General features: G+C 52.2%; 14 protein-coding genes and 2 tRNA genes. 12 read left to right on the plus strand and 4 right to left on the minus strand.

Annotated elements, in window-relative coordinates:
* Window positions 1-3: 3 nt before the first annotated feature.
* Window positions 4-1398 carry a DNA recombination protein RmuC gene (gene rmuC / locus B9Z32_RS11810; RefSeq protein ID WP_108421648.1) on the plus strand — a complete coding sequence of 465 codons (1395 nt, stop codon included), beginning with the start codon at window positions 4-6 and terminating at the stop codon, window positions 1396-1398.
* A complete protein-coding gene (locus tag B9Z32_RS11815; RefSeq protein ID WP_108421649.1) occupies window positions 1395-2579 on the plus strand; it encodes an MFS transporter in 1185 nt (394 codons plus the stop codon). Before rmuC ends, B9Z32_RS11815 begins: the two co-directional genes overlap by 4 nt.
* On the opposite strand, the gene B9Z32_RS11820 is transcribed toward B9Z32_RS11815, so the two are convergent.
* From B9Z32_RS11820 to earP, 3 genes are all read right to left on the minus strand, one after another.
* Window positions 2576-3400 carry a TIGR00730 family Rossman fold protein gene (locus tag B9Z32_RS11820; protein WP_108421650.1) on the minus strand — a complete coding sequence of 275 codons (825 nt, stop codon included), beginning with the start codon at window positions 3398-3400 and terminating at the stop codon, window positions 2576-2578. The two genes, B9Z32_RS11815 and B9Z32_RS11820, sit on opposite strands and share 4 nt — an antisense overlap.
* Window positions 3401-3495: 95 nt before the next feature.
* Window positions 3496-4050 (minus strand): elongation factor P, encoded by a 555-nt coding sequence (gene efp / locus B9Z32_RS11825; protein ID WP_108421651.1) that lies wholly within the window; start codon window positions 4048-4050, stop codon window positions 3496-3498.
* Between the two features lie 105 nt (window positions 4051-4155).
* Window positions 4156-5253, minus strand: coding sequence for an elongation factor P maturation arginine rhamnosyltransferase EarP (gene earP, locus B9Z32_RS11830; RefSeq protein ID WP_108421652.1), 1098 nt, complete (start codon window positions 5251-5253; stop codon window positions 4156-4158).
* A 39-nt stretch (window positions 5254-5292) separates the two neighbouring features.
* Between earP and uvrC the strand changes: the two genes are divergently transcribed.
* The 10 genes from uvrC to B9Z32_RS11880 all read left to right on the plus strand — a co-directional run bounded on the left by uvrC (window position 5293) and on the right by B9Z32_RS11880 (window position 15276).
* Window positions 5293-7275, plus strand: coding sequence for an excinuclease ABC subunit UvrC (gene uvrC, locus B9Z32_RS11835; protein WP_108421653.1), 1983 nt, complete (start codon window positions 5293-5295; stop codon window positions 7273-7275).
* Window positions 7276-7329: 54 nt separating this feature from the next.
* Complete coding sequence (gene pgsA, locus B9Z32_RS11840) at window positions 7330-7896, plus strand: CDP-diacylglycerol--glycerol-3-phosphate 3-phosphatidyltransferase (protein WP_108421654.1); 567 nt, start codon at window positions 7330-7332, stop codon at window positions 7894-7896.
* Entirely contained in the window at window positions 7893-8795 is a 903-nt protein-coding gene (locus B9Z32_RS11845; RefSeq protein WP_108421655.1) for a DMT family transporter, read from the plus strand. The genes pgsA and B9Z32_RS11845 overlap by 4 nt, the downstream gene beginning before the upstream one ends.
* Before the next feature lie 16 nt (window positions 8796-8811).
* Window positions 8812-9897, plus strand: a complete 1086-nt coding sequence (locus B9Z32_RS11850; RefSeq protein ID WP_108421656.1) for a tartrate dehydrogenase — start codon at window positions 8812-8814, stop codon at window positions 9895-9897.
* 270 nt (window positions 9898-10167) lie between these two features.
* Complete coding sequence (locus B9Z32_RS11855; protein WP_055361060.1) at window positions 10168-10440, plus strand: HU family DNA-binding protein; 273 nt, start codon at window positions 10168-10170, stop codon at window positions 10438-10440.
* A 15-nt stretch (window positions 10441-10455) separates the two neighbouring features.
* Window positions 10456-10531: transfer RNA gene (locus B9Z32_RS11860), tRNA-Val, on the plus strand.
* Between the two features lie 80 nt (window positions 10532-10611).
* Window positions 10612-12552: a SurA N-terminal domain-containing protein gene (locus B9Z32_RS11865; protein ID WP_108421657.1), complete on the plus strand. Its 1941-nt coding sequence runs from the start codon at window positions 10612-10614 to the stop codon at window positions 12550-12552.
* 36 nt (window positions 12553-12588) lie between these two features.
* Window positions 12589-12664, plus strand: a tRNA-His gene (locus tag B9Z32_RS11870).
* 156 nt (window positions 12665-12820) lie between these two features.
* Window positions 12821-13135, plus strand: coding sequence for a 4a-hydroxytetrahydrobiopterin dehydratase (locus B9Z32_RS11875; protein ID WP_108421658.1), 315 nt, complete (start codon window positions 12821-12823; stop codon window positions 13133-13135).
* Window positions 13132-15276 carry a S9 family peptidase gene (locus B9Z32_RS11880; protein ID WP_233248302.1) on the plus strand — a complete coding sequence of 715 codons (2145 nt, stop codon included), beginning with the start codon at window positions 13132-13134 and terminating at the stop codon, window positions 15274-15276. The genes B9Z32_RS11875 and B9Z32_RS11880 overlap by 4 nt, the downstream gene beginning before the upstream one ends.
* Here the strand turns inward: B9Z32_RS11880 and B9Z32_RS11885 are convergent.
* The gene (locus B9Z32_RS11885) at window positions 15269-16243 is read right to left on the minus strand and encodes an NADPH:quinone oxidoreductase family protein (protein ID WP_108421659.1); all 975 of its coding nucleotides are present in this window, start codon (window positions 16241-16243) and stop codon (window positions 15269-15271) included. The genes B9Z32_RS11880 and B9Z32_RS11885 overlap by 8 nt on opposite strands.
* Between the last annotated feature and the right edge of the window lie 52 nt (window positions 16244-16295).

Consider the following 16295-nt stretch of genomic DNA (forward strand, 5'->3'; position numbering starts at 1 on the left):
AAGATGGACAGTTCAGTTTCTTTATGGGTTTTGTTGCTGGCCAATTTGTTGGTGTTGGTCTTGGTTTTTTTCTTGGTCTTGGCCTTGTGGCGAAAACAAACGAGCCAACGTGATGACGCAGCCGATGAGCTTAATCAAGTCAATCAATTGGCCCTCAATTTGCAAGCGGCCAATGAGCGATTAGAGCGTGAGTTGCGCAACGCCATCAGCGAATCTGCAAGAGGCGGGCGGCAAGAACTCATTCAAACCTTGGGCACCTTTCAGCAAAGTTTGGTGCAACAAAGCGCCGAGGCTACACGCACGCAAAACAGCCAGATGGATGCGTTTGCACAGCAACTGGCTCTGCTGCAAAAAACCTTGTCCGATACGCTCACTTTGCAGGTGCAGCAGTTGTCAGAGGCCAACGCACGCCGCTTGTCGGAAATGCGCGGCACCTTGGAAACGCAGCTGGCCCAGCTTCAGCAAAGTAACACCGCCAAGCTCGACGAAATGCGCCAAACGGTTGACGAAAAACTGCAAACAACTTTGCAAGCACGGCTGGGCGAAAGCTTCAAGCAAGTGGCAGATCGCTTGGAGCAAGTGCACAAGGGGCTGGGAGAGATGAACACCTTGGCGCAAGGTGTTGGTGACCTCAAACATTTGCTCACCAACGTCAAAACACGCGGCATGTTTGGCGAAGCCCAACTGGCTTCTTTGTTAGAGCAAGTGATGGCGCCCGATCAGTATGCAACGCAGCACGCTACGCGGCCCGGTAGCAAAAATCGAGTCGACTTTGCCATTCGTTTGCCTGGCCGCTCAGATGATGGTGAGCCCGTTTGGTTGCCCATTGATGCCAAGTTTCCCAATGAAGACTACGAGCGCTTGCTAGATGCGCAGTCGCGTGCCGATGTCATTCAAGCCGAGTTGTGCAGCAAGGCCTTGGAAGCGCGTGTGCGATTGGAAGCCAAATCAATGACCGAAAAATATGTAGAGCCTCCTTACACCACAGACTTTGCCATCATGTTCTTGCCCACGGAGGGCTTGTATGCAGAGGTGCTGCGCCGCCCCGGATTGATAGAGTCTTTGCAGCGCGATTACCGTGTTACGCTGGCAGGCCCAACCACACTCATGGCCATGTTGAATTCTTTGCAAATGGGCTTCAGAACCTTGGCACTCGAAAAACGCTCGAGTGAAGTTTGGCAAGTTTTGGGTGCCGTCAAAACAGAGTTTGGCAAGTTTGGCGATGTGTTGGCCAAGGTCAAAGAACAAACGCAATCGGTTTTGAACACCTTGGACAAAGCTCAAACTCGCAGCAATGTGATGCACCGCGCTTTGCGAGGCGTAGAGGCTTTGTCAGAAGGACAAGCGGCTGGACTGTTGCCCAACGAAGCGGATGCCACGGATAGCGACAACCCGTGAATCGTGAACTCGCCAAACTGATTACAGGGCAGATTTTTTTGCATGCCTGTATGACGGGCATGCGTTTGGCCACGCCACTTTTGGCGCTGCAGCAGGGTTACAGCACCATGGCGGTGGGTGTTTTGCTGGCGCTGTTTTCTGTCACGCAAGTATTCATGGCCATTCCAGCTGGCCGATTCACAGACCGACATGGTTTGAAGCCGCCCGTAAAAATCAGTGTGGTCATGGCTTGTGTTGGCGCAGGACTGGCCGCTGTATGGCCCACATTCCCAGTATTGTGCTTTGCAGCACTCGCCACAGGTGGCGCTACCGGCGTCGCTGTCATTGCGCTTCAACGGCATGTTGGTCGAATGGCTGCGGATGCCAATCAACTCAAAGAAACATTCAGTTGGTTGGCAATTGGCCCCGCATTTTCTAACTTCATAGGTCCATTTTTTTCGGGATTGATGATTGACCATGCTGGCGCAATGCCAGCCGATGCCGATGGGTTTCGAGCAACCTTTGTCATGCTGACCCTGTTTCCGCTTTTGGCATGGCTTTGGATTCGCAATATTCAAGAGAAACCCATTGCACCGCAATTGCCTGAGCACGTCAATTCGCGCGTTTGGGATTTGTTGCATGAACCCATGATGCGGCGCTTGCTGTTGGTCAATTGGCTACTGGCTTCTTGCTGGGATGTGCACACTTTTGTGGTGCCAGTTTTAGGACACGAACGCGGGCTCAGTGCATCGGTGGTGGGTACCATTCTGGGATCGTTTGCTGTGGCTTCGGCCCTGACACGGGTAATCTTGCCCTGGATTGCCAAGCGCCTTGAAGAGTTTCGCTTGCTCACTGGCGCGATGATTGGCACAGGCTTGATCTTTGCCATTTACCCCTTGGTCGATTCGGCTTTGGCCATGGGCATTTGCTCCGTTTGTTTGGGCGTGGTTTTGGGTGTGGTTCAGCCCATGGTGATGAGCACACTGCATCAAATTACCCCCGAGCACCGTCAAGGCGAGGCGTTTGGCCTGCGAATCATGACCATCAATGCCTCCAGCGTATTGATGCCTCTGATGTTTGGGGCCGCAGGAGCGGTGGTAGGTGTCTCATTGATTTTTTGGGTGATGGGCTTGGCGGTGGCCGGCGGTGCCCCTCAAGCGTGGCGTTTGCGCCCTAAGGGCCAAGCCGCTGAGCACACCTAGCAAGGCAATAGCTTTTTGACTTCTTGCCATGCTTCTTCAGGTGAGTCGACATATTTGAAGCAATCTAGGTCTTGTTTTGAGATGGTGCCAGATTCAAGCATCCATTCAAAGTCGATGAGTTTTTTCCAATAATCTGAGCCATAAAGAAGCACAGGTGTGGCTGTCACTTTGCGTGTTTGCACCAAGGTCAGAATTTCAAACAATTCATCCAAGGTTCCAAAACCACCAGGAAACGCAATCAGAATTTTTGCACGCATGGCAAAGTGCATTTTTCTGAGCGCGAAATAATGAAACTGAAAACTCAAGGCCGGCGTGATGAAGGGGTTGGGCGCTTGTTCGTGGGGCAAAGAGATGTTCAAGGCCACAGAAACAGCACCCGCTTCATAGGCACCTCGGTTGGCAGCTTCCATGATGCCGGGCCCACCCCCTGTGCAAATGGTCAAGCGCTCGGATGGGCCCAAAGCCTTGCAGCCATGAGAAACCAATGAAGCCAATTCTCTGGCTGCTTCGTAAAAGTGGGCATTTTGGAGGTCTTGTTGGGCCTGCCGGGTGGCTTCGCTTTGGGGCAGGTCTGGGTGCGCAAGCCGCACTTTTTCAAGTTGACTTTGCGCTTGCTCAAAGCTTTTGAACCGCGCACTGCCAAACACCACCACCGTGTTGGCAATGCCATGTTCGGTTTGAATCAGGTCGGGTTTGAGTAACTCAAGCTGGAATCGAATGCCTCGAGTTTCTGGGCGAACCAAAAACTCTGGGTCTTTGAATGCCAAGCGGTACGCATCGGCAGTGTCTTCGTTGTTATGAAGGTTTTGAGTAGATTGCATAGGTTCATTGTGAGGCAATCTGACCTTTTTTCAAGCAAAAAAAAGACCTCCGAAGAGGTCTTGATGGACTGCGGCCAAGGCCGTAGTTCAAGGTTTTAAACACGCTTGCGATACTCGCCTGTGCGCGTGTCAATTTCAATCTTGTCACCTTGATTGACAAACAAGGGCACTGGCACTTCAAAGCCGGTGGCAATCTTGGCAGGCTTAAGCACTTTGCCAGAGGTGTCGCCTTTGACGGCGGGCTCAGTCCAAGTAATTTCGCGCTCGACGCTGGTGGGCAGTTCAACGGAGATGGCCTTGCCGTCGTAGAACACCACTTCAACGGCCATGCCGTCTTCGAGGTAATTCATGGCGTCGCCCATGTTTTCTGATTCAACTTCGTATTGGTTGAAATCATTGTCCATGAACACATACATGGGGTCGGCAAAGTAAGAATAGGTGCACTCTTTTTGGTCCAAAATGACTTGGTCCATTTTGTCGTCGGCCTTGAACACAGACTCGGTGCCCATATTGCTCAGCAAAGCCTTGAGCTTCATGCGAACAGTGGCAGCGCCGCGGCCGCCGCGGCTGTATTCCGTGCGCAAAACGATCATGGGGTCTTTGCCTTGCATGATGACGTTACCAACGCGAATTTCTTGTGCTACTTTCATAATGTGTCCAATGGTTGTCCCAAGAATTTCATTCTTTGGGGTTGATCCGGTGCAGGATCATTTAAAGAATGGGCGCAAGCTCAAATTGGCCCAAAGCCCGCAATTTTAGCGCTTTTCTGCCACGAATTGAAGCAGTTGGCTGACCAAATCCATTTGTTGCATCAAACGCGCCCTGGCACCGGCGGCGCAGGCATGCCAAGCAGGCAGGTCTATTTGGGGCAAAGGCTCTTGCGAGAGGCCGTTCCAGCGCAGGTGAAAGCGCCGAAGGCTTTCTGGCGCACAAAGCCAGTCTAAAAAAGCATTCAATTTAGGACCATGAGCACCATCGTCTTGGGGGTAGATTTGCCAGACAAAGGCTTTGCCCGCCCAAAGGGCCCTCACCAAGGAGTCTTCACCGCGTACAAAATTCAAATCGTTTGACGCCAAAACACGGTCGAACTCAGTTTGAGGCACTGGGGGCATGTAATGAAAATGGGGCCGATCCAAGTGCGCAGGCCACTGTTGCAACGCATGCTCAAAAGCCAATGCGCCACGTCCGTGCGCCACCTGCCATTGATGCCCCGAGGTGTTCAAAGATGCCAGTTGCATGGCTTCTGTCAGAGCTTCTGGTTCATAACAAAACAGCGTACTTGTTTGCGGGTAGGGCTTTGACTTGACGGTTTCCGAGCCTGGTGATCCCCTTGATTGAAGTTCTTCTTGAACCCAGGGCTCTCTGATCAAGCCCCCTGTTTTGTGAGTGAAGCCCGGATAAAAAAACCATTTGGTACGGCCTTTAAGCGGGCCGCTCATGACGGGGGAGGGCAGTCGGTGGCTTCTTTCCACGTAAGACTCTGCGCTGAGATATTCCAGGTTCAACCAGACTGGGTGTGAAGCGTTTGAGTTATGGTGAGCCAATTGGGCCCAAGTTAAGAAATGCTCGGGCAACTCGCAGCCAAAGGCTTCAACCCAAACGTCTGATGCCACATCTTGCGGCTGAAGAGGCGCAGCCCATGGCCTGACCACCACCTGCCCAGTGGGGGTGGCATAAAGGGCGGATCCTTTTGAATTGGCCTTGGCCTCGGGCGCCATCCAAGCCAGTGCAGTGGCATCGTCTACCCACAGGCGAACTTGGTGCCCGCGCTGGGCCAAGTTGGCACTCAGGCGCCAACAGACCCCCAAATCTCCGTGGTTGTCGATGACGCGGCAAAAAATGTCCCATAGCATGCGCGATATTGTCGCCCGCTTCGAGACACAATAGCGCCCATGTCGAGTGTTCATCCAGAATCTTTGTTGGCCGAGGTGGCCGCACTTCCGAGTTTGCCGGGGGTCTACCGCTATTTTGATGAGCAAGACCAGGTTTTGTATGTGGGCAAGGCCCGCAATTTGAAAAAACGCGTGAGCAGTTATTTTCAAAAAGACCATGGTGGCACCCGAATTGGTCACATGGTGAGCAAGATCCGGCGAATGCAAACAACCGTTGTGCGGTCTGAGGCGGAAGCCTTGCTGCTGGAAAACAATTTGATCAAAACATTGAGCCCCAAGTTCAATATTTTGTTTCGCGATGACAAAAGCTACCCCTACCTCAAGGTGTCTGGAACGGGCACGGTGCGCCAAGACTTGCGCGCTACCCCTTCCAACAATGAAGTTAAAGCGGAGGTCAAAGCGGGGGTCAAAGCTGAGGACTATTCAAGGATTGCCTACTACCGTGGCGGCGTGGAAAAAAAGCACCGTTACTTTGGTCCTTACCCCAGTGCTTGGGCGGTGAAGGAAACCATTCAGCTCTTGCAAAAAGTGTTCAGGCTTCGCACCTGCGAAGACACTGTTTTTTCAAACCGAACGCGGCCTTGTTTGTTGTACCAAATCAAGCGCTGTTCGGGTCCGTGCGTGGGTGTGATTTCAGAGGCGCAATACGCGCAAGATGTGGCGCAGGCAGAGGCTTTTTTGCGCGGTGAAACCCAAGCAGTTTTAAAGGCCATGGAGTCGCGCATGATGACGCATGCCGACAAGCTTGAATTTGAATTGGCCGCAGAGGTTCGCAATCAAATGACGGCCTTGTCGCGCGTGCTGCATCAGCAGTCGGTCGATACTGTGACGGACACCGATGTCGATATATTGGCCGTGAAGGTTCAGGGGGGCCGAGCTTGCGTCAATTTGGCCATGGTGCGAGGTGGCCGCCATTTGGGCGATCGGCCTTATTTTCCCTCGCATGTGGAAGACGGCCATGCCATGCTCAACCAAGCCCTCGAAGATGACGTGAGCACCGATGCCATCACTTTGGAAGTGAAAATATTGGAAGCCTTCATTGCGCAGCACTACCTCAACATCCCTGTGCCCCCGGCTCTCATCACGAGTGAGAAGATCGATGCCAAGGTGCTTGAAGCCATAGCCTCACAGTCTGGTATCAAAGTAAATGCTGTCCACAACCCGCGCGAACAAAGAAGAGCCTGGTTAGAGATGGCAGAAAAAAATGCAGCCATTCAATTGGCGCGATTGTTGGCAGAAGAGGGCTCGCAACAAGCCCGCACCCGAGCGCTGGTGGATGCACTCGATTTGGCGCCCGACGACATCGATGCTTTGCGCATGGAATGCTTTGACATTTCACACACCTCCGGTGAGGCCACGCAAGCTTCGTGCGTGGTTTTTCAAAACCACAAAATGCAAAACAGCGAATATCGGCGTTACAAAATTGAAGGCATTACCCCAGGCGATGATTACGCGGCCATGCGCCAGGTTTTGATGCGGCGCTACGGCAAGGTGGCCGAGGCCATCAAATCGGGCGAAGTCGATCTGAAGTTGAGAATGCCCGATGTGGTGCTGATTGATGGCGGCAAAGGACAGGTGTCTATGGCCAAAGAGGTTTTTGAAACCTTGGGTCTCGACTTGTCTTTGATTGTGGGCGTTGAAAAGGGCGAGGGCCGCAAGGTGGGCCTTGAAGAGTTGGTTTTTGCAGATGGCCGCGACAAGATCTATTTGGGCAAAGACTCTGCCGCTCTCATGCTGGTAGCCCAAATTCGAGACGAAGCTCACCGATTTGCCATCACGGGCATGCGCGCGCAACGCGCCAAAGTGCGGGTAGGCGGTGGTCGCTTAGAAGAAATATCGGGCATTGGGCCCAGAAAGCGAGCCAAATTGTTGCAGCGCTTTGGCGGTGTGCGCGGGGTGGAAGATGCCAGTGTTGAAGATTTGATGTCGGTCGATGGAATTTCTAAAGAGCTTGCAGAAAGTATCTACCAAGCGCTTCACTAGGGCTTCATGCCCCATGTCAGCAAAGTGACTTGAAGGCATGACACAATACGAGCCATGTTTTTCACCATTCCCACCATCATGACTTGGACGCGCATCGTCGCGATTCCCTTCATTGTGTGGGTGTTCTACTCCGACCTGCCACTCGAGACACGAAACTTTTTGGCAACCACCATGTTTGTGGTGTTTGCCATCACCGATTGGTTAGACGGCTATTTGGCTCGCAAGCTCAATCAAACCTCTTCCTTTGGTGCATTTTTAGACCCCGTTGCCGACAAGTTCTTGGTTTGCGCGGCATTGCTCATGCTGGTCCATTTGCACAGAGTGCATGTGTTGGTGGCCCTGATCATCATTGGCCGTGAAATTGCCATTTCTGCATTGCGCGAATGGATGGCCCAAATTGGGGCCAGTAAAAGTGTTGCGGTTCATTTTGTGGGCAAGCTCAAGACCACGGTTCAAATGGTGGCCATTCCATTCTTGCTTTACAACGGCCAACTTTTTGGCGTGATCGACACGCATTTGTGGGGCACTGGCCTCATTTGGATTGCCTCCATCTTGACCATTTGGTCCATGATTTATTACATGCAAAAGGCCCTGCCTGAAATTCGCGCGCGAGTGAAATGAGTCACCCAAGTTCATCTGATGCTTGGGTGCGGGCCATGCCAGCAGTGTTTGTGCTCATCTGGAGCACTGGTTTCATTGTTGCGCGATATGGCATGCCAAACGCACCGCCTTTTTCCTTTCTCTGGTACCGGTATGCCTTGTCCATTGCTTGTTTTCTCATTTGGATTCGTTTTGCGGGCGTTCGTTGGCCCCAAAGCCGATCGGAATGGTTTCACTTGTCAATCACAGGCATCCTCATGCACGCAGGTTATTTGGGCGGTGTTTGGGCGGCAGTCAAGGCAGGGATGGGCTCTGGCTTGTCAGCCCTCATCGTGGGTCTGCAGCCAGTTTTGACGGCCATTTGGCTGTCGTCCAGCAGCAATGCCACAGAAAACCGAGTCACGCAGCGCCAATGGATGGGTTTGGTGTTGGGTTTTTGTGGCTTGCTGTTGGTGGTCTGGCACAAATTCACGCAGGGCACCGCGCTCGATCACGTCACACTTTTAAATTTGAGTTTTGCCGTCATGGCGCTTTTGTCCATTACCTTGGGCACGCTGTATCAAAAAAAGTTCGTCAAGCCCTGCGATGTGAGAACAGCCAATACAACGCAATTGATAGCAGCTTTGCTGGTCACCACGCCCATTGCATGGCTTGAAACGGAGTCGGTGCAATGGAACTTTGAAAGCATGGGTGCCATGGCTTGGTCTGTATTAGGATTGACGCTGGGCGGCAGCTCGCTTTTGTACATGCTGATTCAAAAGGGCGCGGCTGCCAGCGTAACCAGTTTGATGTATTTGGTGCCGCCGTGCACCGCGCTGCTGGCCTGGTTCTTGTTTGATGAACCGATCACGGCCGTCACTTTGGCGGGCATCGCCCTCACAGCATGGGGTGTGAGCTGGGTGCTCAGACCTGCTAAATGAATTGAAGGAGAAAAAGATGAGTCAAAAACGCATTGCAGTAATTGCCGGAGACGGTATTGGCAAAGAAGTCATGCCAGAGGGCTTGCGCGTCATGGAGGCAGCCGCATCCAAATTCAATCTTGATTTGAAATTTGATCACTTTGACTTTTCAAGTTGGGACTACTTTGAAAAGCACGGTCAAATGTTGCCCGACAATTGGAAAGACCAAATTGGCGGACACGATGCCATCTACTTTGGTGCAGTGGGTTGGCCCGACAAAATTGCCGATCACGTGTCCTTGTGGGGATCCTTGTTGATGTTCCGCCGCGAGTTCGATCAATACATCAATTTGCGCCCCGCCAGACTCATGCCAGGCATCATTGCGCCAGTGGTTCGAAAAGATGGTTCGCCTAGACAGCCTGGTGAAATTGACATGTACATTGTTCGGGAAAACACCGAGGGCGAATACTCCAGCATTGGCGGCCGCATGTACCAAGGTACCGATCGCGAAATTGTGATGCAAGAGACAGTGATGTCACGCATTGGCGTCGATCGTGTTTTGAAATTTGCCTTTGAGTTGGCCCAGTCGCGACCCAAAAAACATTTAACCAGTGCCACCAAATCTAACGGCATTGCCATCACCATGCCTTATTGGGATGAGCGCGTTGTTGAGATGGCCAAGAATTATCCAGGCATTCAGCTTGACAAGTTTCACATCGACATATTGACGGCGCATTTTGTGCAACGCCCCGACTTTTTTGACGTGGTGGTGGCCAGCAACTTGTTTGGCGATATCTTGAGCGACTTAGGACCGGCTTGTACCGGCACCATTGGTATTGCGCCCAGTGCCAACCTCAATCCCGATAAAAAATATCCTTCATTGTTTGAGCCCGTGCATGGTTCTGCGCCCGACATTGCAGGCAAGAACATCGCCAACCCCATTGGTCAAATTTGGTGTGGCGCCATGATGTTGGAATTCTTAGGTTGCAAACCTGCGCACGACGCCGTGTTGGGTGCCATAGAAAAAGTACTAGCACCAAATAGTGGCGCGCCACGGACCCCGGATATTGGGGGTTCTGCTAATACGCAAGACCTTGGCAAAGCCATTGCGGCAGTTTTATGAGAACTTTTGGGATCAAGTTATAGAACTCAAATTATTTTTTCGTCATGCGCCCCGTAGCGATTCAGTTTAGATCTAGAATTCGTTTCGCTGTGCGGTTTCTAGACTGAAAATCATTTGACAGGCGCAATCTGTCTGTTTAAATTGAAGTCGACAATTGCATAGCGGAGACAATGTTTTGTCCCAGAAGTTTTTTAAACTTCAAACAAAAATTTTTAACTCTGTTGAGTCACTCGTTTTTTGAGTGAGTTTATTTTTTCGAAAGCTCTTTGTATGAACAAGACCGAATTGATTGAGCACATTGCCAAACAAGCAGATATCTCTAAAGCAGCTGCAGGCCGCGCATTGGAAGCCACCATTGGCGCCGTTCGCACCACATTGAAAAAGGGCGGCACTGTCGCCTTGGTTGGTTTCGGCACGTTTGCTGTCACCAAGCGCGCTGCTCGCACTGGCCGCAATCCACGCACTGGCGCTGCCATCAAAATTAAATCTGCCAAGGTGCCTAAGTTCCGTCCAGGCAAGGCCCTCAAAGACGCCTTGAACTGATCTTTGATTAAGGGGGGGTGATTAGCTCAGTTGGTAGAGCGGCGCCCTTACAAGGCGTAGGTCGGCGGTTCGACCCCGTCATCACCCACCACCCCCAAGCAAAGGCGAACAGGTTGTTCGCCTTTTGTGTTTTTAAGACATTGCCCGCGTTACTTCACAGAGAGTTCTCACATGTTTGATTTTGTCCGCAATAACACGAAGATCATGATGGGCTTGTTGTTCTTGCTCATCATTCCTTCATTTGTTTTGTTTGGTCTTGAAGGCTACAGTCGTTTCGACGACAAAGGCATGGTGGTTGCCAAGGTTGACGGTCAAAAAATCAACCAATCCGATTGGGATGCTGCGCACAAGAATGAAGTTGACCGCATTCGAGCCTCCATGCCTACGATCGATGTGAAACTGTTTGACACCCCTGAAGCCAAATACGCCACGCTAGAACGAATGGTTCGCGATAAGGTGATTGCCGCCGCAGCACAAAAAATGCATTTGGTTGCCAGTGACCAACGTTTGGCCAAAGAACTTCAGCAAAGCCCAGCCATTGCGGCATTGCGCACCGCAGATGGCAAACTCGACATGGAGCGTTACAAGCAGTTGACTGCATCTCAGGGCATGACGCCTGAAACGTTTGAAATGCAAGTGCGCGCAGATTTGTCTAACCGACAAGTAACTCAAGGCGTTCAAGCATCAGCTTATGCAACCACTGCCCAAACGCAAACAGCCTTGAACGCGTTTATGCAGCGTCGTGAAGTTCAAATTCTGAATTTTCCGGCCGCCGATTTTTTAAACAAAGTTTCAGCCTCCGATGCAGATCTGCAAGCCTTTTACGACAAAAACAAAGACAAATACCAGTCCACCGAAATGGCCGATATTGAATACATTGTCTTGGACATTGAAACTTTGCGTCAATCCGTCACCATCAACGAGCAAGACCTGAAGACTTACTATGAACAAAACTTGCAGCGTTTGTCTAGCAAGGAAGAACGACGCGCAAGTCACATTTTGATCACTGCCGCCAAAGATGCCCCCGAGGCAGAGAAAAAAGCAGCACGTGCCAAGGCTGAAGAGTTGCTCAAAGTGGTCAAGGCCAAACCTGCCAGCTTTGCAGATGTGGCTCGCAAAAACTCCCAAGATCCAGGTTCTGCCGTAAGAGGGGGCGACTTGGACTTCTTTGCGCGGGGTGCCATGGTCAAGGTATTTGAAGATGCTGCCTTCAGCATGAAAAAATCAGACATCAGCGATTTGGTTGAGTCTGAATTTGGCTATCACATTATCCAACTCACCGACATCAAGGCACCTAAGGCCCAAAGCTTTGAGTCCCTGCGCCCCACTTTAGAAGCCGACTTGAAAAAGCAACAAGCCCAGCGCAAGTACGCAGAATTGGCCGAGACCTTTTCCAACATGGTTTACGAACAATCTGACAGTTTGAAGCCCGTGGCCGAGAAGCTCAAGCTCAACATTCAAAAGGCCAATCAAGTGGCGCGTCAGCCTGCCAACCCAGCGCAGGCCAAGGGTATCTTGAGCAATCCTGCATTGTTGCAAGCCTTGTTCAACGAAGCCTCCTTGCAAAAGCAGCGCAACACCGAAGCCATTGAAGTAGCCCCTAGCACTTTGGTTTCTGCGCGGGTGGTTAAGCACCAACCTGCCGCCACATTGCCCTATGCCGAGGTGAAGGACTTTGTGAAACGCGCCTTCACGCAAGAGAAGGCGGCTGAATTGGCCAAGGCACAGGGCGAGCAACGCCTGGCTGCGCTCAAAGCCAAAACGGGCTCCGACGCACTGCCCAATGCCATTGTGATTTCTCGTGAAAATACACAAAGACAATTGCCCCAAGTGGTGGATGCTGCATTGCGTGCAGACCCCAACAATTTGCCCTCAGTCAATGGCGTTGATTTGGGTGCCCAGGGCTTTGCCGTGGTACGTGTGACCAAGGTTTTTCCGCCAGAGCCAGAAAACAAAGCGCTCATGGCCCAGGCTCAACAACAATTTACGCAACTTTGGGGCACTGCAGAAACTCAGGCCTACATCGCCCAATTGAAAACCAAGCTGAAGGCTGAAATTTTGGTGCCTAAGCCCAGTGCGGCCAAGACCAAGTCTGAGGCGCAGGGGGCCTGATACCGAAATAGATTCGGCTATAATTCCGCTTCTACGGTGGCTGTAGCTCAGTTGGTAGAGTCCAGGATTGTGATTCCTGTTGTCGTGGGTTCGAGCCCCATCAGCCACCCCATCTCATTCAAGCAATTAGCCCGGTCTTCCGGGCTTTTTGCTAGTTGGTTCTGTCATCTTGTTTTGGAGAACCATGTTGAAGTCGGTCATGATGGAAATTGAACGCCATGCGCCAGAGCTGTTTGAGCGCACCGAATAAAGAAATAAATCCAATCGAATGTCAAACGATTTACTCAGCACAGATCAAGTTGAAGACTGCTTGAAAAACCTTCATCAATGGACTTGCAACTTCTCAGATTTGTACATCTCAAAGGTGTGGCGGTTTGAGAGTTATCAAACTGCCATTGCAATGCTGGTCAAAGTGAGTGAGTTGGCTGACCGCCAAAACCACCACCCCGAAATCACCTCTTCGTACACACAGGTTCGTATCAAGTTGTGGACCCACGATGCACAAGGCCTGACACGCAAAGACTTTGAGCTTGCAAAGGCGATTGATCAACTTGTCGAGCAAGAATTTTTACCAACGAAATGAAGGACATCCTAGAAATGGCTGCGCTAGATTCCAAATCCAAATCCAAATCTATCTCCAAAAGCAAAACCAAAACTTCAGCCAAGCAACTCACCGTTGAGTTGATGTGGCAACTTCAGCGTCTGGGTGCTCCAAGCATCAGTCCAGATGGGGCGCAGGTGGTGTGTGCTGTGGCGCAACCCTCCGTCAAGGAAAACACCATTCAAAGCGCCATTTGGTTGCTCTCCACTTTAGGCGGAGAGCCAAGACAACTCACGCAATGTGGCGACAAAGACGGTCGCCCACAGTTTTCTCCCCAAGGAGATTGGGTGGCATTTGTGGCCAAGCGCGAGCAAAATGGCAAGAAGGACGACGAGCCCCAGCTCTACCTCATTCCGCCAGATGGTGGTGAAGCCAAACGCGCAGGCGAGGTTGCCACCGGCGTGGTCGACTTCAAATGGTTTCCCGATGGCAAGCGCATTGCCTTCATCACTTGGGCTTGGCCCAAGTTGAAGGGCACCTCCGCACAAGCTGAAAAACTCAAAGAAACCAAAGCCCGCAAAGACAGCGCCTATGCCACCGAAGATGCGGTCTACCGGCATTGGGATCACAACTTGCCCATGGGGCGTGTGCCGCATTTGTGCATCATGGATATTGCAACGGGCGCAGTGGTCGACTTGCTCGAGGGCACAGACTACGAGCTGCCGCGCCGCGAACCCAGTGCCAATGAGTTTGACATTTCGCCAGATGGTCAAAAAATCACTTTTGTGTTTGACCCAGACAGGGCGCAAAATGCAGCCCCCCGCATGGCTTTGGCAGAAATTGAACTCAAGGGGTCTAAGCCAAAGGCTATTCGCGAGCTGGTGAAAAACAAAGCATGGGATTTGTCGGGTCCTGCCTACAGTCCCACGGGTCAGCAATTGGCATTTTTGGCCTCACACCAAGCGATCAAGCATACACAGCCCAATCATTTGGCTTTGCTTGAACTCAAGGCATCAGGTGCCGCGGGCCAGAAATCTGCTGCTTGGAAAGCCATCAGCGCCAAGTGGGATCGTGAGCCACAAATGCCCCTCAAGTGGAGCGAAGATGGCGCGGCCTTGTTGTGCAAAGCCGAGGACAAAGGGCGTCAGCATGTTTGGCGTTTTGACATTGCCAAACAGACGCCAAGCATCGTCGCTGAAGGCGGCACAGTGCACGCCTTTGATGAAGCTGCAGGCCAACTCGTCACCTTGACCGATCGGGCCGTTCACCCAGGTCGTCTGCATGTTTTGAGAGTCGATGAATCGGGTCAAATTGAATCGGCAGCACTCAAACGCATTGAACATTTCAACGACGATTTGCTGGCGGGTGTGGCCTTGGGCCAAACCGAAGAGCATTGGTTCAAAGGCGCGCAAGGCGATGATGTCCAGGTGTGGTTGCATTTCCCGCCAGGTTTTACCAAGGACCAAAAGTATCCGTTGCTGCACACCATTCATGGCGGGCCTCATACCGGCCCAGGCGATGTCTGGCACTGGCGTTGGAACTACCATGTGTTTGCAGCCCAAGGCTACGTGGTGGCCAATGTCAACTACCACGGCTCTTCTGGTTTTGGTTTGAAGTTTCTCGATTCCATCACGCACCAATGGGGTCAGTTGGAGTTGCAAGACATGGAAGCCAGCACAGATTGGCTGCGCAAAAAACCTTGGATTGCCAAAGACCGTGTGTTTGCCACAGGCGGAAGCTACGGTGGTTACATGGTGGCTTGGATGAATGCGCATGTGAAGCCAGGCCGTTATCAGGCCTATGTGTGCCATGCAGGCTGCTTTGACTGGGTGGGCATGTTCTCCGACGATGCCTACGGATGGCACGCGCAAGAATTGGGCGGCTGGTATTGGAACGACATCAAGAAGGTGCACGCCCAAAGCCCGCATGCCTATGCCGCCACCATGCAAACCCCCACGCTGGTCATTCATGGCGCCAAAGACTACCGTGTGCCAGACGCTCAAGGCCTGGCTTACTACAACACCCTCAAAGCCAAGGGTGTGGATGCGCGCCTACTTTGGTACCCCGACGAAAATCATTGGATCTTGAAGCCAGCCAACAACGTGATTTGGTACCACGAGTTTTTTGACTGGATCAAGCGCTACGACCCTGCTTTTAAAAAGAAACAGCAAAGGCTCAGTTGACCATCACCAGCTTGCCCATGACGCCTCTTGACCCCATGTGCGCATAAGCCGCCTTGAGCTCGCTCATGGGCATGGTGCGGTCAATGACGGGTTTGACCTTGCCCTGTGCATACCAAGAGGCCAGCTCGGCCATCATGGCGGCGTTGGCTTTGGGCTCGCGTCTTGAAAAGTCGCCCCAGAATACGCCCACAATGGAGGCGCCTTTGAGCAAAGCCAAGTTGAAGGGCAGGGCGGGAATAGGGCCTGCAGCAAAGCCAACCACCAAGTACCGACCGCGCCATGCAATGGAGCGGAACGCTGGCTCGGCAAAGTCGCCACCCACGGGGTCGTAAATCACGTCGGGCCCTTTGCCTTCGGTCATGGCCTTCAATGCCTCACGCATGTTTTGCGTGGTGTAGTTGATGGTTTCATCGGCGCCCAAAGATTTGCACAGGGCGCATTTTTCGTCGGTGGAGGCGGCTGCAATGACGCGAGCGCCTGCAGCCTTGGCAATTTGAATGGCCGCCGTGCCCACGCCACCGGCAGCGCCCAACACCAGCACAGTTTCGCCTGCTTTCAAAGCCGCCCGATCGATGAGGGCGTGGTGCGATGTGGCATAGATCATGATGAAGGCTGCCGCATCGACAGCGGGAAAGCCGGGCGGCAATGGCATGCACAATTTGGCAGGTGCCAGGGTGTGGGTGCCAAAGCCCCCTGTGCCCGACAAACAGGCCACCGATTGGCCCACTTGAAGGTGCGTCACACCTTCGCCCACGGCCTCAATGACACCTGCGTATTCCGAGCCTGGCACGAAGGGCAGGTCGGGTTTCATTTGGTATTTGTTTTGAACAATGAGCAAGTCGGGAAAGTTCAAACTGGCGGCCTCAATTCGAATCAAGACCTGGCCTGCTTGAGGCGCAGGTGTGGGCATTTCTTTCCAAGTTAAAGCATCAACACCGACGGGGTTTTCGCAAAGCCAAGCGTGCACAGAAATTCTCCTCAAAAATCATTCAATGGATTGAATATAAAGGGCAATTTAG

Source organism: Limnohabitans sp. MMS-10A-178 (assembly GCF_003063375.1).
Lineage (GTDB): Bacteria > Pseudomonadota > Gammaproteobacteria > Burkholderiales > Burkholderiaceae_C > Limnohabitans_A.